At 64.8% G+C, this 24,615-nt stretch carries 25 protein-coding genes; 13 read left to right on the top strand and 12 right to left on the bottom strand.

Features of this window, described 5'->3' with window-relative positions; translation table 11 throughout:
• Positions 1-262: 262 nt before the first annotated feature.
• Both VK533_RS15155 and VK533_RS15150 read left to right on the top strand, forming a co-directional pair.
• Complete coding sequence (locus VK533_RS15155; protein ID WP_324379136.1) at positions 263-424, top strand: hypothetical protein; 162 nt, start codon at positions 263-265, stop codon at positions 422-424.
• 613 nt (positions 425-1,037) lie between these two features.
• Positions 1,038-2,060 carry a hypothetical protein gene (locus VK533_RS15150; RefSeq protein ID WP_324379134.1) on the top strand — a complete coding sequence of 341 codons (1,023 nt, stop codon included), beginning with the start codon at positions 1,038-1,040 and terminating at the stop codon, positions 2,058-2,060.
• Here the strand turns inward: VK533_RS15150 and VK533_RS15145 are convergent.
• Positions 2,015-2,977 carry a WGR domain-containing protein gene (locus tag VK533_RS15145; protein ID WP_324379132.1) on the bottom strand — a complete coding sequence of 321 codons (963 nt, stop codon included), beginning with the start codon at positions 2,975-2,977 and terminating at the stop codon, positions 2,015-2,017. The two genes, VK533_RS15150 and VK533_RS15145, sit on opposite strands and share 46 nt — an antisense overlap.
• A 631-nt stretch (positions 2,978-3,608) precedes the next feature.
• Here VK533_RS15145 and VK533_RS15140 point away from each other — a divergent pair.
• The gene (locus tag VK533_RS15140) at positions 3,609-3,965 is read left to right on the top strand and encodes a hypothetical protein (RefSeq protein ID WP_324379130.1); all 357 of its coding nucleotides are present in this window, start codon (positions 3,609-3,611) and stop codon (positions 3,963-3,965) included.
• Positions 3,966-4,010: 45 nt separating this feature from the next.
• On the opposite strand, the gene VK533_RS15135 is transcribed toward VK533_RS15140, so the two are convergent.
• The 4 genes from VK533_RS15135 to VK533_RS15120 all read right to left on the bottom strand — a co-directional run bounded on the left by VK533_RS15135 (position 4,011) and on the right by VK533_RS15120 (position 8,785).
• Complete coding sequence (locus VK533_RS15135) at positions 4,011-5,225, bottom strand: hypothetical protein (RefSeq protein WP_324379128.1); 1,215 nt, start codon at positions 5,223-5,225, stop codon at positions 4,011-4,013.
• Positions 5,226-5,665: 440 nt separating this feature from the next.
• Complete coding sequence (locus tag VK533_RS15130) at positions 5,666-7,501, bottom strand: ParB/RepB/Spo0J family partition protein (RefSeq protein ID WP_324379126.1); 1,836 nt, start codon at positions 7,499-7,501, stop codon at positions 5,666-5,668.
• Between the two features lie 94 nt (positions 7,502-7,595).
• The gene (locus VK533_RS15125; protein ID WP_324379124.1) at positions 7,596-7,829 is read right to left on the bottom strand and encodes a hypothetical protein; all 234 of its coding nucleotides are present in this window, start codon (positions 7,827-7,829) and stop codon (positions 7,596-7,598) included.
• On the bottom strand, positions 7,826-8,785 hold the full coding sequence (locus VK533_RS15120; RefSeq protein WP_324379122.1) for an ArdC family protein: 960 nt from the start codon (positions 8,783-8,785) through the stop codon (positions 7,826-7,828). The genes VK533_RS15125 and VK533_RS15120 overlap by 4 nt, the downstream gene beginning before the upstream one ends.
• Positions 8,786-9,561: 776 nt before the next feature.
• Between VK533_RS15120 and VK533_RS15115 the strand changes: the two genes are divergently transcribed.
• Together VK533_RS15115 and VK533_RS15110 are read left to right on the top strand one after the other, a co-directional pair.
• Entirely contained in the window at positions 9,562-10,161 is a 600-nt protein-coding gene (locus VK533_RS15115; protein WP_324379120.1) for a hypothetical protein, read from the top strand.
• Between the two features lie 2 nt (positions 10,162-10,163).
• The gene (locus tag VK533_RS15110) at positions 10,164-10,544 is read left to right on the top strand and encodes a hypothetical protein (protein ID WP_324379118.1); all 381 of its coding nucleotides are present in this window, start codon (positions 10,164-10,166) and stop codon (positions 10,542-10,544) included.
• Between the two features lie 120 nt (positions 10,545-10,664).
• On the opposite strand, the gene VK533_RS15105 is transcribed toward VK533_RS15110, so the two are convergent.
• Positions 10,665-12,071: a deoxyribonuclease II family protein gene (locus tag VK533_RS15105; protein WP_324379116.1), complete on the bottom strand. Its 1,407-nt coding sequence runs from the start codon at positions 12,069-12,071 to the stop codon at positions 10,665-10,667.
• Positions 12,072-12,081: 10 nt separating this feature from the next.
• Positions 12,082-12,846 (bottom strand): hypothetical protein, encoded by a 765-nt coding sequence (locus tag VK533_RS15100; protein WP_324379114.1) that lies wholly within the window; start codon positions 12,844-12,846, stop codon positions 12,082-12,084.
• Positions 12,847-13,153: 307 nt separating this feature from the next.
• Here VK533_RS15100 and VK533_RS15095 point away from each other — a divergent pair, with 307 nt between their 5' ends.
• Positions 13,154-13,774, top strand: coding sequence for a ribonuclease T2 family protein (locus VK533_RS15095; protein ID WP_324379112.1), 621 nt, complete (start codon positions 13,154-13,156; stop codon positions 13,772-13,774).
• 84 nt (positions 13,775-13,858) lie between these two features.
• Here the strand turns inward: VK533_RS15095 and VK533_RS15090 are convergent, their stop codons facing one another.
• Together VK533_RS15090 and VK533_RS15085 are read right to left on the bottom strand one after the other, a co-directional pair.
• Positions 13,859-14,959 carry a DUF2235 domain-containing protein gene (locus tag VK533_RS15090; protein WP_324379110.1) on the bottom strand — a complete coding sequence of 367 codons (1,101 nt, stop codon included), beginning with the start codon at positions 14,957-14,959 and terminating at the stop codon, positions 13,859-13,861.
• A 144-nt stretch (positions 14,960-15,103) separates the two neighbouring features.
• The gene (locus VK533_RS15085) at positions 15,104-15,868 is read right to left on the bottom strand and encodes a DUF2285 domain-containing protein (protein ID WP_324379108.1); all 765 of its coding nucleotides are present in this window, start codon (positions 15,866-15,868) and stop codon (positions 15,104-15,106) included.
• 201 nt (positions 15,869-16,069) lie between these two features.
• Here VK533_RS15085 and VK533_RS15080 point away from each other — a divergent pair, with 201 nt between their 5' ends.
• The 5 genes from VK533_RS15080 (at position 16,070) to VK533_RS15060 (ending at position 19,255) form a co-directional block, all read left to right on the top strand.
• Positions 16,070-16,819, top strand: a complete 750-nt coding sequence (locus tag VK533_RS15080) for a LuxR family transcriptional regulator (protein WP_324379106.1) — start codon at positions 16,070-16,072, stop codon at positions 16,817-16,819.
• 75 nt (positions 16,820-16,894) lie between these two features.
• Complete coding sequence (locus VK533_RS15075; protein ID WP_324379104.1) at positions 16,895-17,515, top strand: acyl-homoserine-lactone synthase; 621 nt, start codon at positions 16,895-16,897, stop codon at positions 17,513-17,515.
• Positions 17,512-18,390 (top strand): phytanoyl-CoA dioxygenase family protein, encoded by an 879-nt coding sequence (locus VK533_RS15070; RefSeq protein WP_324379102.1) that lies wholly within the window; start codon positions 17,512-17,514, stop codon positions 18,388-18,390. The genes VK533_RS15075 and VK533_RS15070 overlap by 4 nt, the downstream gene beginning before the upstream one ends.
• Positions 18,387-18,989, top strand: coding sequence for a GntR family transcriptional regulator (locus tag VK533_RS15065; RefSeq protein WP_324379100.1), 603 nt, complete (start codon positions 18,387-18,389; stop codon positions 18,987-18,989). The genes VK533_RS15070 and VK533_RS15065 overlap by 4 nt, the downstream gene beginning before the upstream one ends.
• Before the next feature lie 146 nt (positions 18,990-19,135).
• Entirely contained in the window at positions 19,136-19,255 is a 120-nt protein-coding gene (locus tag VK533_RS15060) for a benenodin family lasso peptide (RefSeq protein ID WP_324379098.1), read from the top strand.
• A gap of 73 nt (positions 19,256-19,328) precedes the next feature.
• Here the strand turns inward: VK533_RS15060 and VK533_RS15055 are convergent, their stop codons facing one another.
• Complete coding sequence (locus VK533_RS15055; RefSeq protein WP_324379096.1) at positions 19,329-19,514, bottom strand: hypothetical protein; 186 nt, start codon at positions 19,512-19,514, stop codon at positions 19,329-19,331.
• Positions 19,515-19,547: 33 nt separating this feature from the next.
• Between VK533_RS15055 and VK533_RS15050 the strand changes: the two genes are divergently transcribed.
• Positions 19,548-19,967: a lasso peptide biosynthesis B2 protein gene (locus VK533_RS15050; RefSeq protein ID WP_324379094.1), complete on the top strand. Its 420-nt coding sequence runs from the start codon at positions 19,548-19,550 to the stop codon at positions 19,965-19,967.
• Positions 19,967-21,688, top strand: a complete 1,722-nt coding sequence (locus VK533_RS15045) for an asparagine synthase C-terminal domain-containing protein (protein WP_324379092.1) — start codon at positions 19,967-19,969, stop codon at positions 21,686-21,688. Before VK533_RS15050 ends, VK533_RS15045 begins: the two co-directional genes overlap by 1 nt.
• Here VK533_RS15045 and VK533_RS15040 read toward each other — a convergent pair.
• The gene (locus tag VK533_RS15040; protein ID WP_324379089.1) at positions 21,685-23,796 is read right to left on the bottom strand and encodes an Atxe2 family lasso peptide isopeptidase; all 2,112 of its coding nucleotides are present in this window, start codon (positions 23,794-23,796) and stop codon (positions 21,685-21,687) included. The genes VK533_RS15045 and VK533_RS15040 overlap by 4 nt on opposite strands.
• On the bottom strand, positions 23,790-24,615 hold an 826-nt coding region (locus VK533_RS15035), incomplete at its 5' end, for a TonB-dependent receptor domain-containing protein (RefSeq protein ID WP_324379087.1). The genes VK533_RS15035 and VK533_RS15040, both read right to left, overlap by 7 nt.

Genomic DNA, 24,615 nt, shown 5'->3' with positions numbered 1-24,615 from the left:
AGAGCCGGTGCAACCGGCGGGGAAATAAGCGTGCGCGATGGTTACGCGTCCGCGCGCCCGGTTCAGGAGCGTGCCAATCCGACGGAACCAGAACCGGCGAGTGTTAGATGGAGGGGTGCCGCAAGCGCCGCGGGAGTTGGTCAAGCCAAGGCGCGGACAATCCGGTGGCGATGCCCTTCCTGCCGTTTTGACCAATGTTCCGGGGGAAGGCTTCGCGCCCGGCGTCTGACCGGACGACGATAAAGGGATGGGGGGCCAAACAATGGATCGTACGGCACTCAATACGTGCATGGCGCATCTGGAAGTCGCCGAACGGCTGTTGGAGGATGGAGCGGAGCTCGCTTCGCTCGCGCGGCTCGCGTTGGTAATCGACATGCTCAGGCGCGCGCACGGACTGCCCGATCGGATTTTTCCGTCGCAGTGACCGACCATTTTTGGGGGCCGCTCAAATGCCCCTGCGGTTGATCCTTGCTCCGTCGATACCGTTGCCGCGCCGCACGCGCTACAGCCGAGGATCAGAGTGGCAACCGACCTCAGTGCGCTCACCGCAACGGATATTCGGGGCGTCCTTGCTGCGCCATGCCCGACGACTAAGCCGGCGCCACTGCGACCGGGCATCGAAGCGCTGCCCTTAGCGGATCGATTGGCTCGCGCTGAGTAGCGCCGCTGAATAATCGTGCGAAGCCGCTGCGGCCGGAGCAAAAATGCCACCCAGTCCGGTCGCTATCTCGCAATTCATGTCGGACATCGGACAAGAGACGGCGCTCAAAAATACGGCGCTACTCTAGAGGCAGCGACACAAACGCATAAAACGGCACGATTCCGAATATTTAGGCCAACAATAACGCGGTTCCTGCATGAATCGCGCGCAGCAAAAAGCCGCTTTCAGGAAATTGAGTCAACTGGTTCAGGGGAGCCCATGAAGTGATTCTCACCGGTGCCAATGCTATTCACCGGTTAACGTCCTATTGACTTGGGTCACTTGTCCTTACATTCACTGGCCCAGGCCCATTCTTGGAAGGTGATCGAGCGTCGGTATGGCACGGGATGCGGCAATCCAGGCCCTCAGCGGTAGCGCAGGTGATGCAGCTCAGATCCGTGCCAATCCGCTGTGCGCGGTGTCTCGCCCGCTCTATCTCAACGCCGATGGCACTAAGATGCCGGGGCTCGCGGACTGGCAGCTTCCCGTGCCGCCAGGAGCGTCGGGTGACAGGACGGTTGCCCAGGCGGAGAAGCGCAATAACGTCTTTCTGGGGACCGAGAAGCTAGTTGTCTTAGGAAACTTCAATTTCCTAATTGAAGCCGGCGTTGTTGCGGAGTGGCTTAAGGATCCTCTCACCCGCGCGGACGGCATGAGCCTGATCGAGGAACGCGGCTGGCGCCCGATTCTGACCCGGCTCGCCGGCAAGGAACATCATGACGACGACTTGATCGGGATGGGGGCGCTGGACGAGTTCTTCAAGAATTCGCCCAAGGCACGGGCCGGCACGGCAACCGGCCGGGAGGCAAACCGAAGCCCCGCAGAACGGGCTAAGGCCGCCCTTGAAATGCGAGCGAAGCATCCCCTCCGCCTGCGCAAGGCAATCGAGATCATCACCCTTGCCGAAGCGGCGCTTTCCTATCGCCTACCCCGTAAGCACGACACACGCGCCCGCATCGAGGCCTATACGCGGACGCAAGGATTTACGGCGGACATGATCTGGGATTGGATGTGGTTCGAGCCCATACATTATGTGCTGAGCAACTTGCCCGCCGATTATCAGAGCGCGCAGATCATGCGCGACGATCCGTTGGTCAAGCGGTTCATGAACGCGTCCGGACAACAAGCGGGCGCACTGTTTTATATCTTGAAAGGCGCCCCCGCGAAGTTCGAGACGGTTCAGGCAGCCGTCGCTGTCGTCAACAGCACCTTGCCTGAGAATTTCTGGGTCAACGCAACGACGGTCAAACCGGATGAGACGAAGTCGATGCGCCAGACTTGCAAGCCCTTTAGCGAGCCTGCGAAGCGGGAATATCAGCAAAGCGTCGAGTACGCTCCTTGTCTTGGATTCCGGCGCTGAGGGACGAGCGACCCCAAGCGTAGCCCGCGGTTGCCGAGCGCGGTTTCCAGCGCACGCAATTCGCGGTCGCTGCAGCGAAACCGCTCGATAAGCACGTCCTCGCCGACGGCTAGCAGGGCATGCAAGTCCTCAATCCCATCATCGATCAAGCGATCCGCCAGCGGCCCGAGCTCGGGGGCGACGTCGCAAATCTCGCTGACCTGGAGGCGATGCAGCGAAGGGCTTTGCGACCGCGCTTCCAGGAAGGAGACCTGTCCGGCATCGATCCGGCGGGGCACGCTCAGCGCGCGGGCGACGCCCGAACGGGCCCATGGATCGTCCCGCAGTAAGAGGTCTGCAAGAAACCGCAACGTGCGCCGCCGGCTGTCCTCGCCGACATCGTCCCGTAGCGCGAACAAGCCGGGCTGCGCACAGTCGCGGCGAACCTGTCCGGAGGTCTCGCGCAGCTGCGGATCGAGTTCAGCCAAGAGCCGCTTCAGATAGGGCATGTCGTCGAGAGTTTCGGCATTGCTCGGCAGCAGTTCCACCAATCGGCGCAAGGCCTCGTACAATGCAAAGTCTAGCTCGCGTGGTCCGTCGCCCGACCGGCCGGCATGATCGCGCATTTCGAGCAGCAGCATTTCAATCGGCGCGGGGACTTCATGTGCCACTAAATTATAGCCGTGTATGAAGCGCTCGCGTGCAAGCCGAAGAAATTCCTCATGAGCCAGACGCTCGTTCTCGAACGCGCGGCTGACCGAGCGTTGGCTTTCCCCGATGCGCCCTTTCTCGATGCAAATCGACCAATGCCCGAACAGGTCGCGTTCGATTCGCTGAGTGAAATATTTGCGAGAGCGGCCCGCCTCGAGAACCTTTTCGAATGCGGCCATTTTGGGGACCGCATCGTCGAAACCAACAAAAGATTCAGTCGATTGCACTGGCTGCGCCCCGCAATTTGCTGCGAGCCTTGTACCATGTCCTGGCGGCGATATTAGCCCCTCGCGCCTGTCTAAACCGCAGCAAACGCACGTTCACGAATGATCGCGGCTCCGCCTCGGCGTGCGCTCAATCGCCGACTGAAAACTGAATATATTCAGTGGGATACAGGTTTGAGTTGGCTACGGCGCAACTACGAACTCAGACGCCGGGCTAACCGGTTACAGCGCTTCCAACCCGTCAGGAAAAATACCAGATATTGTGGCGAAGCGATTCCGATGCACAATCACCGGTGCTCTGCGAAACAGGGGAGACGAGATACCGCTTGTTCAACGTTGGCGGGTGCATCATGCCAAAATTGAGCGACGAGAAGTCTCAGCTTCCACACGTCAACTTCCCGCCGCTCGGGTGAAGATGGGCCGGCGTTCGCGTACCCGCCTTCGTGCTCGATCATAGGGCACGACCGTGTCTGTCGCAAGCGCCGGGCTCCTCTGACTTGCCGTCTGTCGGCGAACGGAAAGGAGCGAGCGATGTCGATGCACTGTATTCTTGTTGGTGACCCGGCGGCTAAGCCGGGTCGTCCCAGTTACGAGCCTCTTGCGACGCCGAGCGCATCGGCGGCGGGGGGTTGCCATGACGCAACATAGCCTGTTGGCAGCGCCCGTCGCACGCGTGAGCGAGCATCTCGTGGCGATCGGCTGCGTGCGCGCGGGGCAGCTTTATGTCGATCATTTCGGCATGGATGTGCGGCACTGGCCCCTGGCGCTGTTCTCGGCCCTGATCGTTACGGTCTACGGCCTGGGCCTGGTCACCGCCCGGTGGTTGTGGGCAGTGTGGCAGCGCCGTAGAGGCCGGGCGATCCTCGGGCCCGTGCTGCAGCCCAAGATGGCCATAAGCCGGCCCGCTGCCAAGGCCGCACTTGTCGGCGGGATCGCGGTCGTCGGCGTCCTTGCCATCCTGGTCGTGGCCAATCGCCGCAAAACCAAATGAGTGGGCCGAACCGCCCTGCCCTGAGGTGAGGCGTAGCGAGATCCTTCAGTGTGGCTGAAGGTTCAAGCTTTGAAGGATCATCGTCGTCTGCAAGTTGAGATTCGCGATAGCGGCAGCGTCGGTCGCGGTGCGCGCCGCTGTGGCCGCCGTCGCAGTTCTGGCACTTTGCACGGCATCATCCGCATTTTGCCGGTTTCGCGTTGCCGTCGCGGCGTTCTGCTGTGCCAGGGTGAGCGCATTGCCAACAAGGTCAGCTCTAACTCGCGCGCTTTTCAGTTCTGGTCGTGGAAGCGCGCCCGGCCGCAGGCGCAGTTGCGCCTGGAACGGCACTTCCAGGTGGGACAAATCGGTCGTGGCCTGTCGATGCTCGCGTTCAGCCTTTGCGACAGCGAGTTGCGCATCGGTCTCTTGTTTGGTCGCGTCAGTTTGCGCCTGCAGGGCCGCGATTAACTGGGCATTGTCGGATGGCGGTGACGCCAGCTTCTTGGCGAAGGCGATCACCAGTTTGTCGGTTGCGACCTTCTTGCCATTGATAAGCCCATTGCTCCCGGACGGCCCATTAAAGTGGACGAAGGTCCATTGGACGCCGAGCCCGGTCAGCGCGCGGGTGACGATGAATTCAACGGTCGATCCGAAGCTGGGATTGGTGGCAGCCGATGGTGGGCCGCTATAGAGCCCGCTGAACGCAATCGACTTCTCACCATTGTCGATAATCTCATTGAGCTTGAGATCGCCGCGGAGCGAATATTTGCCACCTTGGAACACGCGGTCCGCGTTGCAGGAGACGTCCATCATTGCCTTGAAGTCGGCATCGTCTTTTTTGGTGTCCGCACTCTTCTTCGCCGTCGGGATCAAATCGGAGTCGAGATAGAAGGTCTCAGTATAGGTCCGTTCACGCTGGCCGCCGATGTCGGCCGACGCGAGCACGGTGCGGTTATCACTCGACGCCTGGGGCAGCGGATGGATGATTTTGATCGAGGGCGTTACGTCTAAATAATCGTCGACCTGAAGCGATAGCGTGGCGGTAACCAGGTAGGAGCCTTGGAAATGCGCGTTCGGAATCTTGCGATCGCGCTGGCCGACGAATTGATCGTGCCGATATTTCGCGAGTTCGCACACAATTTCGGTCTTCACATCGTCGATGCTGGGCGAGGCGCGGTCTGTACCGGCTGATGCCTCACGCAGTAGGTGTGGTGTTCCAACGCAACCGGCGAGCGCGAGCGCGCCGAACGGTAACAAAGTTCCAAAGCGTGTAGCCATTATGTCCCCCCGAACACGATTTCGGGAGACGATATCAACAATAGCGACACGATGAAGAGGAAATTCCTGGTTTTGCCGCCGGATCGGTCGCTATTCCTGTTTGTGTTTCGGCGCGCCGAGCGCCTGGCAGGGCGCGAGGCGCGCGCCGGCCAGCCGCACCCTGAGGGTTGCTGACGGTAGCGCTTAAGCGAATTGAACCCCCGTATTGGGGTCAGGAAGGGCGCGGATGCGTCGCCTCGCCTTAGGCAACAACACCGCTGCGGCACTCGGGTGTTTCGGATGGTAGCGGTATAGGGACTTGAACCCCCCAATCCGCGCGCCGAGCGCCCGCCAGGGCGCGAGGCGCGCGGCCGGATTTCAGCCTCACCCCCTCCCCACCTGATGACCACAAAAAGCCCGCGCGGGGCGTCGCCGCGCGGGCCAGTCTCACCCCGTTCCGATCAGGCGGCGAGCGGGATGTCCGAAGCGTCCCGCTCTCCCGCTTCGGGTGGCACCGGAGTGGCGGCGGGCTCAATCGCGTTGGCGTCCGGCTCCGCCGCTTCGGCCTCCGCTGCCGCCACCTCCGCAGCTTTGGCCTCGGCCAACTGCCCGTTGGCGCCGACCGGCCCCACCCCGCCGCGCTTGGTGTAAGCGGCAGGCGGGAAGGCCATCCATTTCGGCACCCAATGCTCGACCTGCGGGCGACCTTCCGCCCCATCGAGATGGTTGCGGATGATCGTCTTCATCGTTGCGCCTTTCTCGCTTGCATTGGCCTTGGCCACCTTCTTGCCCGCGACCTCGCTCAGCAGCGCGCCGAGCACCTCCTTGTCGCGGTTGAGCGCGAAGAAGGCCTCGTCGGCTTCCCAATATTGCGCCATGTCCACGCCCAAGGTCAGGCCGACCGCTTCGACCGCGATCGAGCCGACCGCGAGGCACTCGCCCATCGCCACCGCCATGATCGCGACCACATCCGCGTCGGTCACGTCGAGCAGCCGCAGGAACAGGCCGACGATCCCGTGCCGCTCGCGGCGATGGCCGAGCAAAGTCGGGTCATCCGCGTCCAGGCCGAGCGTCTTGAGCGCCTGCGCGCGGCGCTCGGCGAACACCGCCTCGGCCCAACTGCCATGGACGCTCTGGGCGGTCGCCGCGTCGCGCGCCGTACGCGGGTCGGGCTGAACCGCCACCAGATGCGATCCCGTGATCAGATGCGCGGCGAGCAGGCGCAGCGCCATCTGGGGATGATCGAGCAGCTTGGCGCGCGCCGCCGCATGGCGGTGCAAATCGACATAGGTGGCGAGCGCGCTGGTCAGTTCGCCGCGCGTCGGCTTGGGGTCCTGCCCGATCGCCCCGGCCTTGGCCTGACGCTCGGCCTCGCGGCGGCTGACATAGCCTTCATGCGCGATCACCTCGCCATTGGCGCGCACGTCGAGATAGACCCGCCCACCTTTGCGCTTGGCGCGCTTCTCATATTCCCAAGTCTGGAAATGCTCGGTCGGCGGCACGATCACGACCTCGCCCCACCCGTCCGCCAGCAGGGCCTCGCGCTTGTCGGCGATGGCGGCATTCTGCGCCGTCCAGAAACCGGCGATGTCGCTAAAATAGCGATCCTCGCCGAACAGGTCCGCGACCGTGTCGAGTCCACTTTCGCGGATGTTGAACAAGGCGAACATCGCCGAGATCGACTGCCCCCCGAACAGCCACGCCTTGAGGCCATGCCCCATCGGCGCATAGGTGTCGGGATCGTCATAGGCCGCAAGCCAGTCCCTCTGCTGGCTCTTGCTCGCCATCGTCAGATGGCGGACGCTGACCATGTCGAGGTCACCGTCGCGGTAGAGGGTGCGGATGCGCGGCAGCAGATTGCCGAGCGCGAGGATGCGGCGCACCGCCAGTTCGGGCAGGCCGAAGGTCAGGCCGATCTCGTCGGGCTTGCGGCCCTCCTTGATCAGGCGGACGAACGTCTCCCACTGGCTGACCTCGTCGGGGTCGAGCCGCGCGACATTCTCGATCAGCGACGCCTCGAGCGCGGCCGCATCGTCGCCGCTGTCGAGGATCGCGCACGGCACCGGCTCGGCATGGCCGCTATCCTCGGCGACCATCTTGGCGGCATGGAAGCGGCGGCGACCGGCGACGATCTCAAACTGATCGGGTTCGGGCGCGGGCCGCACGATTAGGCTCTGCAGGATGCCGCGTGCGCGCACCGTCGGCAGCAGATCGGTGACGTCGGGGTCCTTTTTCCCGTCGCGCATGTTCGCGCGGCTGATGGACAGCTTGTCCAAAGCGATAAAAGCGAGTTTCATGGTCGACACTCCATCGTGAGTGCCGGTCCCGTGTTCCTCCCTCTCCTAAAGGCTGTTCGCGGGACCGGCTTAATGCGGCGAGACGCGCCGCGCGTCAGCCGTCCGGCGCGCCGGGCGGAAGCTTCGAGAACAGATCGAGCTGATTACGGGCATTGAGGTCGAACAGGCCGAGATCGCACGGACGCTGCGGCTTGGTCGGTTCCAGCGGCGCGGCGGCACGCTGCGCCAGCCGGTCGATCAGGCGGATCGGGGCGATCCCTCCGATCAGGCATTGCAGCCCGGCCTCGGTCTCCTCGACGGCGGGTATGGCGGGCGGGGCCGCGTTCATGCCGCTGCCTCGTCGGCGGTGGCGGCGCTCCGCGCCACCAGCCAGTCGGCGGCCTTGCTGGCAGCACTGGCGGCGCGGAAGATCGCGCGATTGTCGGCCTTGAGCACCGCCAGCCAGTGCGCGAGATAATCGGCATGGCGCAGGCTCGGCGCGATGCCGAGCACCGCGCACAGAAAGGCCGACCCCAGTTCGGCGACCAGTTCCTCGCGCGCATAACCGTCGCTGCCGAAGCAATGCGTGAGGTCGCGCCCGACGCGTGACGCATGGCCGGTGGCGTGGGTCAGTTCGTGGAGCGCGGTGCGGTAATAATCGACCGGAGCGAAGAAAGCGGGCGGCGGCGGCACCTGCACGAAGTCGAAGATCGGCGCGTAAAAAGCCTCATTGCCGCCGATCCGATATTCGACACCGCTCGCCCGGATTACCGCTTCGGCAAGTGGGAGAGTCTCGCATTCGGCCAATGGCGCCGGATCGGCGACGAATGCGCTTAAGCCATCGCATTGCGCGACGTTGAAGACAGTGAAGCGCTTGAGGAACGGGATGGAGCGGGGTTCATGTTCCCCCTTGGTCCGCGCCGTCTCGTCCTCAGGCGTGAACCGGTCGGCATAGACCACCGTCACGCCGCGCTCGCCCTTGCGGACGGTCCCACCGAGTTTCTGCGCTTGGTTGAACGTGAGCCAGTCCTGCGACGGATAGGCCCGGTCGATCACCGCGCTCCACAGGATCAGGACGTTGATGCCGGAATAAGGGCGGCGGCTAACGGCGTTACGCGGCAGCCCGGCATTGCCGCACCCGCTTGTGCCCCATGGCTGCACCCACGGCACCCGCCCAGCTTCCAGTTCGCCGACGATGCGCTGGGTGACCTCGTCATAGAGGCCGGGCCGCACCGTTTCGGCGCGCGAACGCGGCGCCTTGCGCTGCGCGTGCGGCCGGGCGGACCGGCTTGGGGCTCGGGACATGCTCGCCTCCTCGCCAACCCAATCCGAACATGGCCCCCGGAAGCGGGGGTGGGCGGCAGCCAGCGATCGGACAGGCGCGGCTCGAGCCGGCGAAGGCACCCAAGGCGGCGGGCGCAGGCCGTCACCGCCGGGCCGCAATGCAATGGAGGAGCCGGTCCTCGCAGAGGCCGGCTTGCCGCGCCGGCGACGCGCCTAGACGGGAGCGGCGCCCACCCCCGCTGTCCGGCGGGCCCGGCTCAAAGCGCCGCCGCGCGCGAGCGCGGCGTCCGCTCGCCGCGCCAGCCGATCGTCACCTTTGGCCGAGACGGCCGTGGCCGGCTCGGGGGCGAAGACGACGACGTCGAGCCCTAGAGCGCGGTCGCGCGCCTACGGCGCGCGAGGCGCAAGGATGAAACGAAGGGTCGCTCTGCCCCGGGTTGCTCGACCCTCGGTCCGAACTTCCCGCCGTGCGGTGGCAGCTGGCCCGGCCGCGGAGACACTATGCGAACCTCATTGGCACCGTTCGACGGACTGTAGGGTGGCTGCGCAGGGCCCGACGGCTCGTCACCGCCGATCACCAGCATCAGGTAAGCGACCCCCGCCAGCGCATAAGCGAATGCGAGCATGAGATGGCAGGCTTGATGCACGGCAGGTCTCCGGTGTCTGGGCATGAAATCGTCTCCCCGATCGCCTGACCCCAAGGGCGCGCGACGGCGCACCATTTCGCCATCGAAATATTATTTTTCATCGAGGGTAAAATCGGGGTGGGTCGCGCGCCTATATCCACAGGGATTTGCTTGGCGGAGGCCGCGATGGCGAAACGGCGGGACGAACTGGATGCCTTGTGGTCGGATCTCGACGTGCGCATCCGCACGGCCGCGCGCCTGATCGTGGCCAAATGCGACATGATGGATAGCGCGGATCACGAGGATCTGGCCCAATCGACGATGGCGGACCTGTACCTTTTTGTCGGCAAGATCCGCGCCGCCGACCCCGCCATTGCGATCGACGAACTGCGCCGCCGGGCGATCGGCCACGGCAAGGTAGCGCTGAAGCACAATTTTCTCGATCTGGTACGCAAGCGCCGCCGGCACCATGAGGCTCATCGGACGCTTGGCGCGCTTTCATCCGAAGCCAGCGGATTCGTCGATTCTGCGTGGCGCCGTCAGACGACCCCTGAAGAGCGCGCGATCGCACTCGATTTCGTCGACAAGATGCTCAAGCGCACAAAATCGAAGCCCGCCACGGCCCTGCTCGATGCGCTGCGTCAGGTCGTGCGCAACGACATCAGGATTTCGCCGGTGGATCTGACCGACCTTGCCAAGGTCAGCAGCGCCGACTTGTGCAAGTTTCGTGACGCGAAATTCACCTACCTTCTGTGCACGGACTGGAAGTGACCATGGAGAAAAAGGCAAAGGATTTCCGCCTGTTTCTGTTGATCGACCAGGAGGCGCCGATCGATACGGATTGCGTCGAGGCAGTCTGGGACGCGGTCAATGAAGCAAGCTTGGATGAGCTGGCGGCGGTCAACCTCGCGTTGGACGAAGCGGCATCTGGCACGAGCCGGTTTGCCACCTGCGTGAGGATCAGCCAGGGACCACATCACTATTTCGTGGGCGGCTCTCTCGGCGCGCGGGAGCGCGTGGAAGATATGTTCGGTCCCGACATCTTCGACGAGAAGCGTCCGGGTCATGCCATCGCGGCGTTTGTGCGCGACTGCGCCGCGGACGCGATCATGCGCAAGGCGCCAAAACATGATGCCTGGGATGATGTCGGATAAGCGGCTTATCCAAGCTCCCCGCAAGGGGGTGCTCCGCGTGTCCTATGCCGCGCAGCCGCGGATCGCGTAACGCCGCAGGCGGCGCCGCAACCAGCGACGCGCCATGTTCGCCCGCCGCTCCTATTGAGGATAGGCGGCGATCTTTCCGGCGATCAGCTTCGAGATGCCGCTCTGCAACGTCGGATTGGTCAGGACGAAGAACATGCCCCCGCGCCCATTTTGGCTGCTGCCGCAATTGGCGCCATTCGGACTGGTGGGATCGCCCAACTGCCCCTGCTGATTGAGGTCGCTGAAAATCGCATAATGATGCCCCCCGGCGAGCGACACCCCGATCTTGGCATGATTGGGTCCGCCCGTGAACGCGACCGGCGTGCCCTCCCAATTGGCCGACACCGCGATGTCGACCCGACCGGGCGGCGTCGGCAGCAAAGGATCCCAGCAATGGACGTCGGCCGCAGATCGGGTCGACGGGATCTTGGGCGACGCCCACCAGGTCGCGGTCAGCAGATTCTCGCCGCCCAGCACCGACGACACGAATTGCCACGACGGGACATGCAGCGCGGACGGCTTGGTGATCAGCCGCACGCCGGATGACAAAGTCTGGTCGAGATAGGTCTTGTCGCGCGACTGCTGGCCGAGCAGGGCGACGAGCTGATCGATGTCGGCGGGCGGCGCCACGCCGTTGAGCCGGCGGTTTACGATCTGCGGATTGTTGACGTCAGTCGACACGCTCGCCACCGCGAGCGCGCGCAATACGGTCTTCACGTCGTCGCGGTTGAGCTGCAGCGCGAAGAAGTCCTGCGCGTTCGAGATATTATTGTCGTCGCTGACGCAGCCGAGCGTGTTGCCGTCCTTGCGCGGCATGGCGGCGCCGCCCGCCGCAGGCCAGGACGGCGTCGTGACCTGGATGATCACGCCATTCCCGTTCTGGTCCCAGGCGAGGATGCCCTTGGAATGGCCCCAGGGCTTGCCGCATTGCTTGGCGTCGCATTCCGGACCGTCGCGCGGCGGATCGCCGTAGAATTGATCGTTCCAGACCACGAAATAATAATGGCCGTTGTAGATCTCGCCAAAGGTCGCGCCGAGCGGGTCGCCGCCGCTGGTGCCGATCAGCCCGGGACCGTCGGTGAGCACGGGATTGGCGCTGCTCGCGAGCGCATAATGCTGACTGAAATTATTACCATCGCGCCGGAGCGTGCCGCCGAAGGCGCAACCGCGCGCGGGGTCGGTCGGGTTCGACGGGAAGGATTGCGAACTGAATTTGTAGGCGAACCACCATTGGACCGGCTTGCCCGTTGCCACCAGCGGCACCGGCTGCGGGCTCGGTGTCACGCTCGCGACGGTCGCGACCGGGGCCTGCGTGTCGGCGGCCGACGCCCCCTTGTCGCCCAGCGTGCCGGCGGCGAGCGACAGTGCCGCGATCGCCGCCAGCGGCCAGCCCGCACGGACCGCTGTCGACATCTTGCCGGCGGGCTTCGCGCTGGCCGGTTTCGCGGCCCTTTTCTTCCGGACGGGGGCTTCAGCCATGACTACCTGCCTATGTCGTATGGGGTGCGGCTTTGTACGCGAGATACGAGGCGTGGCTGATGCCGAGCAGCCAGACGAACGACTTGTCGAGCGTCGGCAGGCTGGTCACCGTCTCCTGCGAGCCGGCGAGGTCGGCATAGACATAAGCGACGTAGCAACCGAGCAGCAGCAATGTGATTGCAGCCTGCTGGATCTTGCCGAGATCGGGCGAGCCCGCATTGCCGACCTCCTCACCGGTGACGACATCGCTCCAGGAGGCATCCTTCGGTGCATCCCTGAGCACGAGCTTGCCGTTGCTGGTGATCGCAGTACCCATCTTGTCCTTGGCGATCGCAAGCGCGCCCTGGACCTCTGGCTGCTGCGACTTCAGCGTCAGCAAGGCCGGGGCCGCGACGAGCGAGGTCGCGGAAATGCCCATCGCGAGCAGCAATTCGTTGGGGATCACGATCGCCAGCGCGGAAATCGAATTGTCCTCATACATGGCGGTGGCGATGTTGAATGCGGCCGCCGTCGCGAACCCTGCCAGGACAACCACCGTCCAGGCCGCCGCCTGCAGCTTGGAGAGGCTGATCCGGTTGCGGTTGTCGATGAACGCGCCCGCCGGACGGCCGTTGATCAGCCAGCCGATCAGCATGAATTCGCCGAACATCAGCGCCATCACGGCAAGGAACATCGGGCCGCGCAGGTCGGGCCAGTAGATCGGCGCGCCGATCAGCAGGATGATTGCCGCGATCAACGGCAATGCAGCGAAGGCCCAGCTCTTCGAAGCAATCATGGAAAAACCCCCTCGGCCCCAATGGGCGCGACCTTGAAGTCACATCCGCAGCGAAGCCGCTCGAGAGATTATTGTTGACGGCCCGAGAGTCAATTGTCGGTTGGGACAAAACCGGGTCCGGGAGAATGTTTTGAAACCAGTTTGACGGACATTTTGGCACCCTGTCGCCATTCCCACCTCCTGGGTCGGGTGGTTTCTAAGCCGAAATGACAATCGCGCATGCCCGCCGCCGCGCGGAACGCGTGCACAAGGGAAGGGTCAGCCGGCCCGCAGGCGGCCGCGTTCGAAGCGTTAGAGGAGGTGGATCATGACCCAAAATTGTCCCGCTGCGTTCGCGCCCGTCCGCGCGCTGTTGCTGATCCTCGCAATCCCGGGATTGGGCTTCCCGGCCGAAATCGCCTCGGCCGCGCGGGACGTCAGCGAGCGCCCTCCCGGCGCGTTCGATTATTGTCTGCTGGCGCCGTCGTGGAAGCCCGGCTTCTGCGTCACAACGCCAGAACACATGCGTGAATGGAAGACCCCCAAGGGCTTCGCATTGCACGGATTGTCGCCGCAGCTCGAAGGCGATCAATATCCGAGCTTTTGCGATGGCCCGGCGCGTGGTGCGGACGCGCGCGGCAGGTTCGCCCACATCTATGCGGGCCCTTCGCTGACCGACCATGAGGGGCCCAAGCATGGCCCATGCTCCAGCCTATTCGCGACGGACTATTTCACCCCGCCCGGCGCGGAGGTGGGCCGTGTCGTTGTCCCGTCGCCCTCCGGCGCAGGCGCGGTGCTGCCGGCGCCTGACATGCACGCACTCAAGCCGGCCTTCGTGGCCATCCATCCGGGCCTGACCGGCGCCGGCGTCACCACCGGAACCAGGAAAAATATCGTAACCGAGGTCGATTTCTGCCTGTCCAAAGCCGGAAACTTCACGCCCTGTTAGTCTGCCTGCGCAACTCCCTCGCTGCGCAGGCAGACTAACAGGGCACGCACCATCGACGCCGCGAAGTCGCACGCACGCACCCGGTCAGGCAGGCGTGGCACCCGGCGGCAGGCACGCGCTATAGCTTGGAATTTGCCAGGCGACCGGATGGACTAACGGGCTTACGCCCATGTCGCGACGGGCAAACAGGTTCGCGCGCAAGGACCGGGTTCGGGTTTTCGCGTCCCAATGCGGTTTGGGAACGAATTCCGCCGGTCGCCAATACCAGGCCATGGAATCGTGCAGTTTTGCCGTCGGTTCGGCTTCGGCGAAGGCTATCCCCGGCAACTGGCTCGGGGCTTTGCCGAGAATCTCGTCGAGACGACCAGGATCGACCAGCAAACCCACAACCATCGCCTCCTTCGCCATCCATTCGAGCGGATATTTCGACATCCCGCTTTCCGCTTCCTTATGTCCGCCGCCGACGTCGCAATGATCGCCGGGAAACCAGACCTGCTTGACGTCCTGCCCGGGGCCCGGATTGAACTTGTTGGGACGGAAAAAGGCGCGCCGTTCGTCGATCGAGATTGCGTGCCGAAACGTCACGATATCGGGATTGGTGGTCGCTCCCGGAATCGAAACCGGACTGCCGAACCAACCAACCGAGCTGACCGTATCCCAAACCCCGACAAAATGCGGGTGGCAGGGGGCCGCCCCCAGGCTGAGCTTGAACTGTTTGGCGAGATTGAAGGCAGCGTTCAATTCCGCCTGCGGCACGCCATGCAGCTTCCACAACATATCGACCGCATAGAGGATGAGCGGATCGTTGCCGGCCATCGCCATGCCGTACATGTAGACCAGGGCCGCGACGACACGTGCGGTATAAGCGCCCCGGCTGAAGCCGAACAGGTAGAGCTGATCGCCCGGACGCCAATTGTTCATGATGAAAAGATAGGCGTCGCGAATATCGTCCTGGAGACCATAAGCGACCGCCAGCCCGGCGCCACGGGCCAGCAAATTGCCAACCGGCATCGGGAAGCCGGGTGGGGCCTTGGTGCCGATGCCCGGATGGTAATAGACCGCCTGACGCGCTGGGTCCTTGACCAGCGCATAAGCCAGCTTGGCGACGCTCGTCCGGTCCTGCGCGAATTGGTTGGACGTGCCGTCGCAGAGCACGACGATGTTGCGGCCGGTGTTCGGCGTCATTTCGGCTTCCCCCGCCCGAAATCGAGCAGGAGAAGGTCGTCCGCCAGGCGTGGGCTTGTCAATGAGTCTGCGCCCAGAATGGATCAAAATATGGACTCCGCACTATGTCCCTTGAGACCGGGTCCGCCAACGTTCAGCCGAATATCATTCGGGCCGCATCAGCTTGCGATAGTCGCCCGAAGCGAGCCGCCTGGCTTCTCCAACCAGCCGCCGTACGCGCGAACGCAGCGAGTCCGAATGCCCCTGCCATTCACCGCGGGTCCGGGCGGGGCCATAGAGGATTTCGGCAATTTCGCGCTGGCTCGCGCCTTCACGGAGCGCGTCGCCGACGCGAAGCGCCCAGAGCCAATGGTCTTGTCTTGGATCGGCGGGAAACAGCGATGGCGTGAAACGGCGCTCAAGACTGATCGCCGTCAAACGACGCAGCGTGCGTAATTTGGGTCGGGCATCGCGCGTGCCGTGGAGGAGATAATGGAGCACGACCGGCCCGCCAGCGAGCGTGCCCTGCTCCACGTCGAGACGGAGATGGTGCAAGCCGTCTGACAGCACCGCATGCTCGCGTCCATCCATGCCCGGCACCAGCGAAATCCAGCGGCGCAGGCTGTGGAGGGGAAGGCCGTCAGGGTCGCGCGAACGGGTCGGTGCGGCAATCACCCGGAGCGTGCCGGGATCGATATCAGCGCGCCACACGATCAGAGCCTTGGGCGCGATCCGGTCGGGATTTTCGCGAAACAGCAAGCTCCAGCGCGACGGCGGCTGGCGCGCGCCGCGGGTGGCGGTGGACGCTTTGCCGTACCAGCTGATGTAATCGGGATCGCGGCGCAGCCATTCCCACATCAGGCCCGCGCGATCGACCTCGCGCAGACAGGCATAATCCGCGGCGCGGGTCCCGTCGGGCAAAGCCGACATGGGTCACGCTCCTCCCAAATGGCGGAGATTATGACCGAAACGGTATCTTTCGCGCGTGACGAAAGTCACATTGCGACCATATCGGGGCGCTTCGAGTGCAGTTGGCCGCCGGCCTGAGACCCCGTCAGCCAGCCTGAAGCGTGAAAGGACGATCGCGGGACCACCGGCGCCTTGATCCGCCGCCCGCGGCCGAGTCGGCCGATGGGCCTGGGTACAGTAGAGGCGTTTATTCGTCTGGTGGGCGCGGTTGCGAACGCGGACGATCTGGCGGACGCTATGTCGGCGATAGCGGCCGATCTTGGCTTCGAATATTTCGCGCTGGCGCATCATATCGATCTGACGGCCGCGGGCGCTACCGCGATCCGGCTGCACAATTACCCGCCGCAGTGGGCCGACTATTACGAAGCCAACGGCCTGGGCGTCTGCGACCCGGTCCATCGCGCCAGCCATAAATCCAGCGTGGGCTTTCGCTGGTCGCGCATTCCGTCTCTGGTCCGGCTTACGCCGCGGGACCGGCAGATGCTCGATCGCGGGCGCGCGGAGGGCATTGGCGATGGCTTCACCGTACCCACCAACGTGCCGGGCGAGTCGTTCGGGTCCTGTTCCTTTGCCAATCAAGAGGGACGGTCGGTCGGGGAAGCGATGTTGCCGCTTGCCCAATTGGCGGGCGCGTTCGCGTTCGAGGCCGCGCGCCGGCTCTGGCACGTGCGCGAGGACGAGCGGGACGCGCCCTTGCCGACGCTGACCGACCGCCAGCGTGACTGCTTGCTGTGGGCGGCGCGCGGAAAGAGCGACTGGGAGATTGGCCGCATCCTCGGCGTGAGCGAAGAGACGGTCACCCGCCATATGAAGCTGGCACGCGAGCGCTATGGGGTGGAGAAGCGTACATTACTCGCGATCCGCGCGCTGTTCGACGGAACCTTGAGCTTCACTGATATTTTCAAGCGCTGAAATACCCCTTTCTGGGAATATGCCCGGCCCCCTGCCGCGGCCGATGCTCCTCTCGAACCAGAGCGGAGCAGGCCCATGCTGCATATCTTGTCGACTGCGGAGCCACCCTATGGCGCACAGGCACTCCGGGGCATGTTCGAGGCGCGCCGGCGGGTGTTCGTCGACCTGCTGGGATGGAAAGTGCCCGTCATCGACGGCCGATACGAGGTCGACCAATATGATACCCACCATTGCACCTATCTTGTGCTGACCGACGCGGCGGGCCACCATCTCGCATCTGCCCGCCTCCTGCCGACAGAGCGGCCGCACATCCTTGACAGCCTCTATCCGCATCTGTGCGACGGCGCCGCGCCGAAGGGCCCCGACATTTTCGAAATTACGCGCTTTTGTCTCGAGCGCGATCTCCAGACCCACGACCGCCGCCGCGCGCGCGATACACTGGTCTGCGCGCTGGCCAATCATGCGCTCGAGCGCGGCATTCGCGCTTATAGCGCGATCGCCGAGCGGCGCTGGGTGGAACAGATTCGCGGCTTCGGCTGGCGGACGAAAATGCTGGGGCCGGAGCGGCGCGAAGGGTCGCGCCTGCTGGCGGCGCTTTCGATCGCGATCGATCACGATACACCGCGCCGGCTGCGCGCCGCCGGGCTTGCTCCGGACGAGATGCTGGGCGGCACGCGTGAGCGCGCGGCGGCATGACCGCAGCGCAACTCGAACGCATGCATGACAGGCTTGCCGACCAGCTCCGGTCGGACGGCTATGTGATCGTGCGCGCCGCCTTGCCCTACCCCGTGATCGAAGCGCTCGACGCCGACCTCGCGCGGGCATTCGAGGAAACACCGTTCGGCGAGGGCAGCTTCTACGGTCCGCGTACCAAGCGGTTCGGGCGCCTGCTTGCGCGCTCCGGCTTCGCCCAGCAGCTGGTGCTGCATCCCATTATCCGCAGCATCGTCGAGCCGATTCTCCTGCCGCGTTGCGATGTGATCCAGCTCAATGTCGCGCAGGCGATCGCCGTCCATCCGGGCTCCTTGCAGCAGATGCCGCACCGCGATCACGACATGTGGCGGATCGGCCCGGGCGAAACCGAATATCTGGTTAATGTGATTTGGCCGTTCACGCGCTTCACCGCCGCCAACGGCGCCACCCTGGTGTGGCCCGGCACGCACGGGCCGAACGCCCAGTCGACCGAGCTCTCCGGCGCACCGATCGTGGCCGAGATGGCGCCCGGCGACGCGCTGCTGTTCCTCGGATCGACCGCGCATGGCGCCGGCGCGAACCGGACGAACGAGGTCCGGCGCGGCTGTGTGATCGGCTATTCGCTGGGCTGGCTTAAGACCTACGAGAACCAGTTCCTGGCGTATCCGCCCGAGGTCGCGCGCAGCTTCTCACCCGAGCTTGCCGCGCTGGTCGGCTACCGTCAGCACCGGCCGAACTTGGGCAATTACGAAGGTCAGTGCCCATCGGTTGTTCTTCATGGGACGATCGACGCTCCGCTGGGCGCGATCGACGCGCTCCGTCCGGACCAGGTCGCGATGGTGGATGCTTTTGCCGAAGATCAGCGCCGGATGCAGTGAACGCCGGTCATACCTCTGAACGCGTTTATGACGCATTGCGCACACGTATCGTCGAACATGACTTTCGACCGGGTGACCGGCTCGACCCGGCCTCGCTGGCGGAAGGCCTCGCCAGCAGCGTCACGCCGGTGCGCGATGCGCTTCACCGCCTCGTCGGCGAAAACCTGGTCGAGACCGCCTTGAGCGAGGGTTTCCGCATCCCGCATGTCAATTTGCCGCAGATCCAGGACCTGCTCGGTTGGAATCGGCAGATCCTGCGCCTCGCGCTTCAGGATTGGGACGCAGCGAAGCATGCGGCCTACACAGCACAGCCGCCGGCGACGCCCGCAGTCGGCATCGGGCTGGCGTTCAAGGAAATCGCGCGGCGGTCGCGCAATCAGGAACATCAACGCGCGATCCGTTCGGCCAACGCGCGGCTGCACGCTGTCCGACTGGTGGAAGACGATCTGTTTCCGGATCGCGAAGCCGAGCTCGACCAGATCGAAACGGCATTGCAGGAGCCCGGCGCTGCGGGCCTGCGCGCCCTGATCGATCGCTACCACCGCCGAAGGCGGCGGGTCGCGCCCGAACTGGTGCGGCTGCTCTACCGCCATGCGTGATCGCCTCGTGCGCACCCCCGTCGGCGGGCGTGCGGCGCCCATAGCCCAAACAATCGCGATATATTCATCGTATAAAGTTCGTATCGCTCGAGCCCCATTTTAGAATCTCCCCTGCCGCAATCACCGCGGCGAGAAAGGAGTTCATCATGGAACGCACCGACGATCTGATCGAACTGGGAGCCGCCACGATCGAGACCAAGGGCCGGACCGGCCCCCCGATCGATGTGCAGCTCGGTTCGCTCCCGTTCGACCTCATCGAGGATTGAGCGGAGCCCGGCGCGCGGCGGCACGCCGCGCGCCGCGTCCGGCATTACCATGGGCTATGGGCTCGCCCCGGCGCTATCCTTCTGCACTGCGGACGATCGGCGGATCTTCCTTGATACGAACCGCGATCTTTACTTTTGCCTGAGCGACGCCGCCGATCGGAGCTTCTCGCGCCTGGTCGACGGCAGCAGCCTCGCGGCGCAGGATATGCGCAATCTTGACGGCTTGGTCGCCAGGGGCGTCCTGCATACGTCCGAGCATGCGCCATCACCGACGCCATGCCCAAGAACGGTAATGCCGCGGCGCAGTTTGTACGAGGCTCCGGCAAATTCGCGGTTTTTTCCCACCCTGCGCGCGCTTGCCGGATACCTCTCGGCGCGCTGGAAGCTGCGCTATTGCGGTCTGGCCGCCAGCCTCCGGTCACTCGAAGCACGGAAAAGCCGCATCGCGGCGCGACCCGACGCACAGGCGATGGCCGACGCCGTCGCCGGGGATTTCCGTCGCGCCGCAATGCTCGCCACCACGCGCAATTATTGCCTGCCGCACTCGCTCGCGGTCGCAAATGCCCTGTTCACGCGCAATGTCCCCGCCGATCTGGTCCTTGGGGTCCGCACGCGGCCGTTCGGCGCACATTGCTGGGTTCAGTTCCACGAGGCTGTCGTGAACGACAGCATCGACAATGTTCGCGACTATATACCGATCCGCGTGATCTGATGCCTGGTCGCTTCATTGCCTTGTGCGGGGACCGCTCATCGCGGGCGGCGGTTGCGGCGCGTATAAGATCGCTCGGCACGCTGACCGCACTGCTCGATCAGGATGCGCTTATCTTGTTCGCCGATCCCGCGCTTCCGCATCTCAAGGCCGAGGCGGGCGTGGTGCTGGGCGCGCTGTTCCTTCGCGGTCAAACCGCGCCCTGCCGCGCCCTGGATGATACGAAGCAGGCAGCCTGCGTCGGTACGCGCGGTGCATTTCTGGCGGATACATGCTGGGGCAGCTACGTCGCGTTCCTCCCCGATCCGTCCGGTCGGACCTGGCATATACTGCGTGCGCCGTTCGGCATGCTGCCATGTCTGTGGATGGAGCAGGACGGCATCATCTGGCTGGCCTCGGACCTGCCGATCCTCGAGCAAGCGGGCCTCGTCAGGCCGCCGATCGACTGGACTGCGCTCCGGATCCATTTGCTCCAGCCTGAGTTGCGGCGCAGCCAGACGTGCCTGATCAGCATAAGCGAACTGCAAGGCGGGTCCCGGCTTACCGCCGGATCCGGCACAGTCGCGGTCGAGCCAACATGGTCCCCTTGGACCTTTGCGCAGCGGGCCGACATTCCGCCGGCGGACGCTGCTTTGCGTCTGCGGGGCGCGGTCGACCTGAGTGTGTCGGCGATGAGCGCGCTCTACGACCGCGCAATCCTGATGCTGTCGGGCGGGTTGGACTCCTCGGTCGTTGCCGCGAGCCTGAAGCGCGCCGGGCGACATTTCGACTGCCTGACCTTTCGGCCCGACGGCGCCGGCGGAGACGAGAGTCGCTATGCGCGCGCCGTCGCCGAGCATCTCGCAATAGCCTGGCATGAGGTTCGGCCTGACCCGGATGGCGTCGCGTTGCTTCGCTCGGCCTCCAGCCATTTGCCCCGGCCGAACGAACGCTTATTCTATCAGGAATATGATCGTCTCGCGGTTGCGCTCGCCCAGCATGTTCAAGCCAAAGCGATCTTCCACGGCGGCGGTGGAGACAATCTCTTCTACGCCAATCCGTCGGTCGCGCCGATCGCCGATTGTCTGCTCACCGGCAACGGCCGTGTCCGATCGAGCGCCCGAGCGCTCGCCGATCTCACCGGCACGAGCGCGTGGCGGGTGATGTGGATGGCGATGCGCCGCGCCCTGCGCAGGCGCGGGCCCGCGAATTCAGAAAGCCTGCGCACGCAGTTCCTGTCGGATTCGACCATGACGCCAACCGAACTGCACGCCTGGAACGACGCCCCGGCCGGCATTCTTCCCGGCAAGGCATCGCATGTTGCGCTGCTGGCGCCGACGCAATCGTTGATCGAGACGGTGGACCCGCTGCGTCCCATCCCGAATGTGGCGGTGCTGATGACGCAGCCTTTGGTCGAGACCTGCCTCGCCATGCCGACCGATCTGTGGTTTGCGCCCGGCTGGAATCGCGCGATAGCCCGATCGGCCTATGCCGCCGCATTGCCGAACGAGGTCATCGATCGACGGTCCAAGGGCTCGCCCGATGCCTTCGTGGCGTCGATTTTCGAGCGCCGCAAACGGGATATCCGGTCGATCCTGCTCGACGGCTTGCTGGCCGAGCACGGTCTGCTCGATCGAGCGAGACTCAAGGCCGTGCTCGACGATCCGGCGCCGGCCAAGGGGTATGATTTCTCCCGCATACTTGAACTGGTCGACGCCGAAGCCTGGGCGCGAGCCCGCGCTTAGCGCGCCGCCGATGGGGTTTGCGCGTCGCGCATCTTGTCCCATCGCCGATATTGAGCGGCTTTCGCCGGCGCCGGATCTGCATGACCGCGCAGCCAGAAATCGAACCAGTCGAGGCTGCGTTCGAACGCGGCGGCGCGATGCACCGGCTCGATCTTGTTGTGCAGTTCGTTTGGAAATACGTAGAGTTCGACCGGCCGTTTGAGCTCGCGCAGGGCTTCGAATGTTTCGAGCGCGAGAAGATATTCGCTATCAGCTGACTGCAGGAGCAATGGCGTCGTGATAGTGCGCGCATTCTGCGCGATCGACATCGGTGCCCAGAAACTTGGGTCGGGCCGCGTCGCCGGCGGATAGCCGGTCTGCTGCATGAAGTCCGACCAGCCGATACCGCCGTAGGTCGTGACCGTGTTCGGGTCGATGCAGCAGGTGCTCGATGCCGCGGCGGCAAATCGGTGGCTGTTGACCAGCGCGAACGAAACCGAGGTCGCGCCATCGCTGAGCCCGGTTAGGCCGAGACGCGCGGGATCGGCCACGCCCTGCTCGATCGCGAGATCGACCCCTTTCAGGAGCGCGGACAGCATGCTCCGGCGTTCGGCCCAGTCTTTCTGCCGGAACGCGATCAGGTCGGTCCAGCTCGAAAGCTGCGGCGCCAGGTGCATGATATCGGGCGGGCGCTCGACGCTTAGCACCGCCATGCCGCGTTCGGCGAACAGGAAGATCGGATATTCGTCGCCGGTGCCGCCGCGCAGGAAGCCGAGACTATGATATTGCGTGACGACGAGCGGCACACGCTGCCCCGGGCGGTAGTCGGGCGGAAGAACCAGATCGCCCCAGGCCGCGAGACCGCGATCATTTTTCCATCGCAGGCGCCGAACCTCGGGCAGTTTGATGGCATCGAATTCGGGATTGAGCCTCACCAGCGATTCTGAGCGGCCGCTCTTCGAATTCAGGCGGACCAGCGAGGGCGGCGTGGTGCTGTTCTCACGCGTGCAGATCAGGCCCGTAGCGGATTGGACGCACCCGCGCAGGACATCGGTGGTGCCCCATAGACGCGTGGCGCTGTGCTGGCCGGGGGGCCAACGGTACATCGCCATCATCTCGAGGTCCCACCCTTCCCGTCTGAGGAAGTAGATAGCGCCGCGCCGCCACCATAGGCCGACAATGCCGCCGGTGCAGGCTGGGTCCGGACAGGCCGTCTCGACCCCGCCGGCAAGGGCCGCGTGCAAGCGACCGGGGCTGAGCGGCGACGGCGCCTCGCGCACGGTGAAGGCGCGCTGCCCGGCCTGCTCGGCAACCGGCTCAGGCAGGCCTGCAGCCGGCTGCACCTGCCCGCCCGCCGCTTCCTCTTTCGTCGCGGGCCGCATCGTGCCCGACGCGATGGCGATGACCGAATATGCGGTTGTCGCGTCCGCTGGCACCATTGGCCGTGCGGCAATATTCGGCCAGAAACGGCTGTCGAAGAGCCAGCCGGAGCGCCCCTCTGTTTCGATCGCATCGCGCGATTGCGCGAGACCGGGCCGTGCGGTCACGATCAGCCCGTTGCCGTCGCCGGTCCAACCGAGCTGGTCGATATCGAGGCCAGCGGGGCTGACGCTGCGGGCGTGTGCGCCGTCGAGGTCCACGACCCAGGCGCGGGTCGTGCCATGGTCGCGGCGCAGATACGCTATGGACCTGCCGTCGGGCGACCACACCGGCGTGACCACGGCGGGCGCGCCGGGCTTGATCAGCAGCCCGAACTTCGGATCGTCGATCAGAATATTCTCGCCGCCCTGATCGAGGATCCTGAGCGGCGCCTTCTTGCGCAGGTCGAGCAGAACCAGCGCGCGGCAGATTGCGTTCTCCGCCACGCTCGGTTGCGTGATGTAGAAGGCGATACGCGTCCCGCCGGGCGCGACGCCAAACGGACTTGGGTCGGCGAACGACGCCCCCTCGGTATCGCCCACGTCGCGCATTTGAATGAGGTCCGCGGCGGTCACACCGCGTCCCGTCGCCGGGATTGGCGAGGTGGGCGGAAGCACCGATCCGCAGGCGGCCCGTGCCGCGGTCGCCGACGCCAGCGCGGCGGACAGCACCAGCAGCCGTGCGAGACGAAGCAGCGGGCGGCTCACCATGCCTTGCGCACCGCGATGCTGAGGAAACGGCCGATCGCCGAATAGTTGGTGGAATCGTAAGGCGTGTCCCCGGTCGTTGTCCGCAGGATCGTATGCGGCTTCGCGTCGAGCAGATTTTGCGCGGAGACGGACAGATCGAAACCATCGAGCCAGCGCGGGCCATTGTTGACGACCCAGCGCGCGGTCAGCCCGGTCGTCGTCATTCCGCCGATCGCGAATTTCTGGGCGGCGCGGACGTCGCGCACGCCGCCGGTATAATTGAGGTCCCCGGTCAGCGTCAGCGCGCCCGCACGCCACGAGGCCGTGCCGCGCCCGCGCCAATGCGGCGGATTGAAGATCGTGCCTGCGAGGATTTCGAGGGGTGAGCTCACGGAAACCCGCCGCGTGCTGTCGAGATAGCCGACATCGGCCCCGAATATCATTTCATGGCGCCCGACCGGAATCCCATAGCGCGCCATCACGTCCAGTCCGCGCGCGTTGACCCGGCCGGCATTGACGTTGCTGCCATCGACGATTGCGACGACCGCCGCGGGGTCGAACGCGGCCCCGGAATAATTGAGAAAGGTCGGCCCGCTCGCAATCGTCGCGGCGACTTGATCCGGAGTGGGATTACGGGTGACCTGCACCGCATAGGCCGGCTCGCTGAGAGCGCTGCCGAGATATTGGATCGGGGCAACGATCCGGTCGCGATATGCGACGCTGTAGTAAGTGGCGGCGAGGTCAAAGCGGCTGTCGCGCGGATGGAGATCGAAGGTTGCCGACAGGGTTGTGGCCCGTTCCGGCTTGAGGTCGCGATTGCCGCCAAGCGCGATCAAAGTG

Source organism: Sphingomonas sp. (assembly GCF_035317925.1).
Classification (GTDB): domain Bacteria; phylum Pseudomonadota; class Alphaproteobacteria; order Sphingomonadales; family Sphingomonadaceae; genus Sphingomonas_I.
Note: the sequence above shows the minus strand (reverse complement) of the source record. Positions and strands in the feature narration are given on the sequence as shown.

Bases quoted from the DNA above. Each gene is read 5' to 3' on its own strand.
- VK533_RS15155 (WP_324379136.1), top strand. From the start codon at position 263: ATGGATCGTACGGCACTCAATACGTGCATGGCGCATCTGGAAGTCGCC.
- VK533_RS15150 (WP_324379134.1), top strand. From the start codon at position 1,038: ATGGCACGGGATGCGGCAATCCAGGCCCTCAGCGGTAGCGCAGGTGAT.
- VK533_RS15140 (WP_324379130.1), top strand. From the start codon at position 3,609: ATGACGCAACATAGCCTGTTGGCAGCGCCCGTCGCACGCGTGAGCGAG.
- VK533_RS15135 (WP_324379128.1), bottom strand. From the start codon at position 5,225: ATGGCTACACGCTTTGGAACTTTGTTACCGTTCGGCGCGCTCGCGCTC.
- VK533_RS15130 (WP_324379126.1), bottom strand. From the start codon at position 7,501: ATGAAACTCGCTTTTATCGCTTTGGACAAGCTGTCCATCAGCCGCGCG.
- VK533_RS15125 (WP_324379124.1), bottom strand. From the start codon at position 7,829: ATGAACGCGGCCCCGCCCGCCATACCCGCCGTCGAGGAGACCGAGGCC.
- VK533_RS15120 (WP_324379122.1), bottom strand. From the start codon at position 8,785: ATGTCCCGAGCCCCAAGCCGGTCCGCCCGGCCGCACGCGCAGCGCAAG.
- VK533_RS15110 (WP_324379118.1), top strand. From the start codon at position 10,164: ATGGAGAAAAAGGCAAAGGATTTCCGCCTGTTTCTGTTGATCGACCAG.
- VK533_RS15105 (WP_324379116.1), bottom strand. From the start codon at position 12,071: ATGGCTGAAGCCCCCGTCCGGAAGAAAAGGGCCGCGAAACCGGCCAGC.
- VK533_RS15100 (WP_324379114.1), bottom strand. From the start codon at position 12,846: ATGATTGCTTCGAAGAGCTGGGCCTTCGCTGCATTGCCGTTGATCGCG.
- VK533_RS15095 (WP_324379112.1), top strand. From the start codon at position 13,154: ATGACCCAAAATTGTCCCGCTGCGTTCGCGCCCGTCCGCGCGCTGTTG.
- VK533_RS15090 (WP_324379110.1), bottom strand. From the start codon at position 14,959: ATGACGCCGAACACCGGCCGCAACATCGTCGTGCTCTGCGACGGCACG.
- VK533_RS15085 (WP_324379108.1), bottom strand. From the start codon at position 15,868: ATGTCGGCTTTGCCCGACGGGACCCGCGCCGCGGATTATGCCTGTCTG.
- VK533_RS15080 (WP_324379106.1), top strand. From the start codon at position 16,070: ATGGGCCTGGGTACAGTAGAGGCGTTTATTCGTCTGGTGGGCGCGGTT.
- VK533_RS15075 (WP_324379104.1), top strand. From the start codon at position 16,895: ATGCTGCATATCTTGTCGACTGCGGAGCCACCCTATGGCGCACAGGCA.
- VK533_RS15070 (WP_324379102.1), top strand. From the start codon at position 17,512: ATGACCGCAGCGCAACTCGAACGCATGCATGACAGGCTTGCCGACCAG.
- VK533_RS15060 (WP_324379098.1), top strand. From the start codon at position 19,136: ATGGAACGCACCGACGATCTGATCGAACTGGGAGCCGCCACGATCGAG.
- VK533_RS15055 (WP_324379096.1), bottom strand. From the start codon at position 19,514: ATGCTCGGACGTATGCAGGACGCCCCTGGCGACCAAGCCGTCAAGATT.
- VK533_RS15050 (WP_324379094.1), top strand. From the start codon at position 19,548: ATGCCGCGGCGCAGTTTGTACGAGGCTCCGGCAAATTCGCGGTTTTTT.
- VK533_RS15045 (WP_324379092.1), top strand. From the start codon at position 19,967: ATGCCTGGTCGCTTCATTGCCTTGTGCGGGGACCGCTCATCGCGGGCG.
- VK533_RS15040 (WP_324379089.1), bottom strand. From the start codon at position 23,796: ATGGTGAGCCGCCCGCTGCTTCGTCTCGCACGGCTGCTGGTGCTGTCC.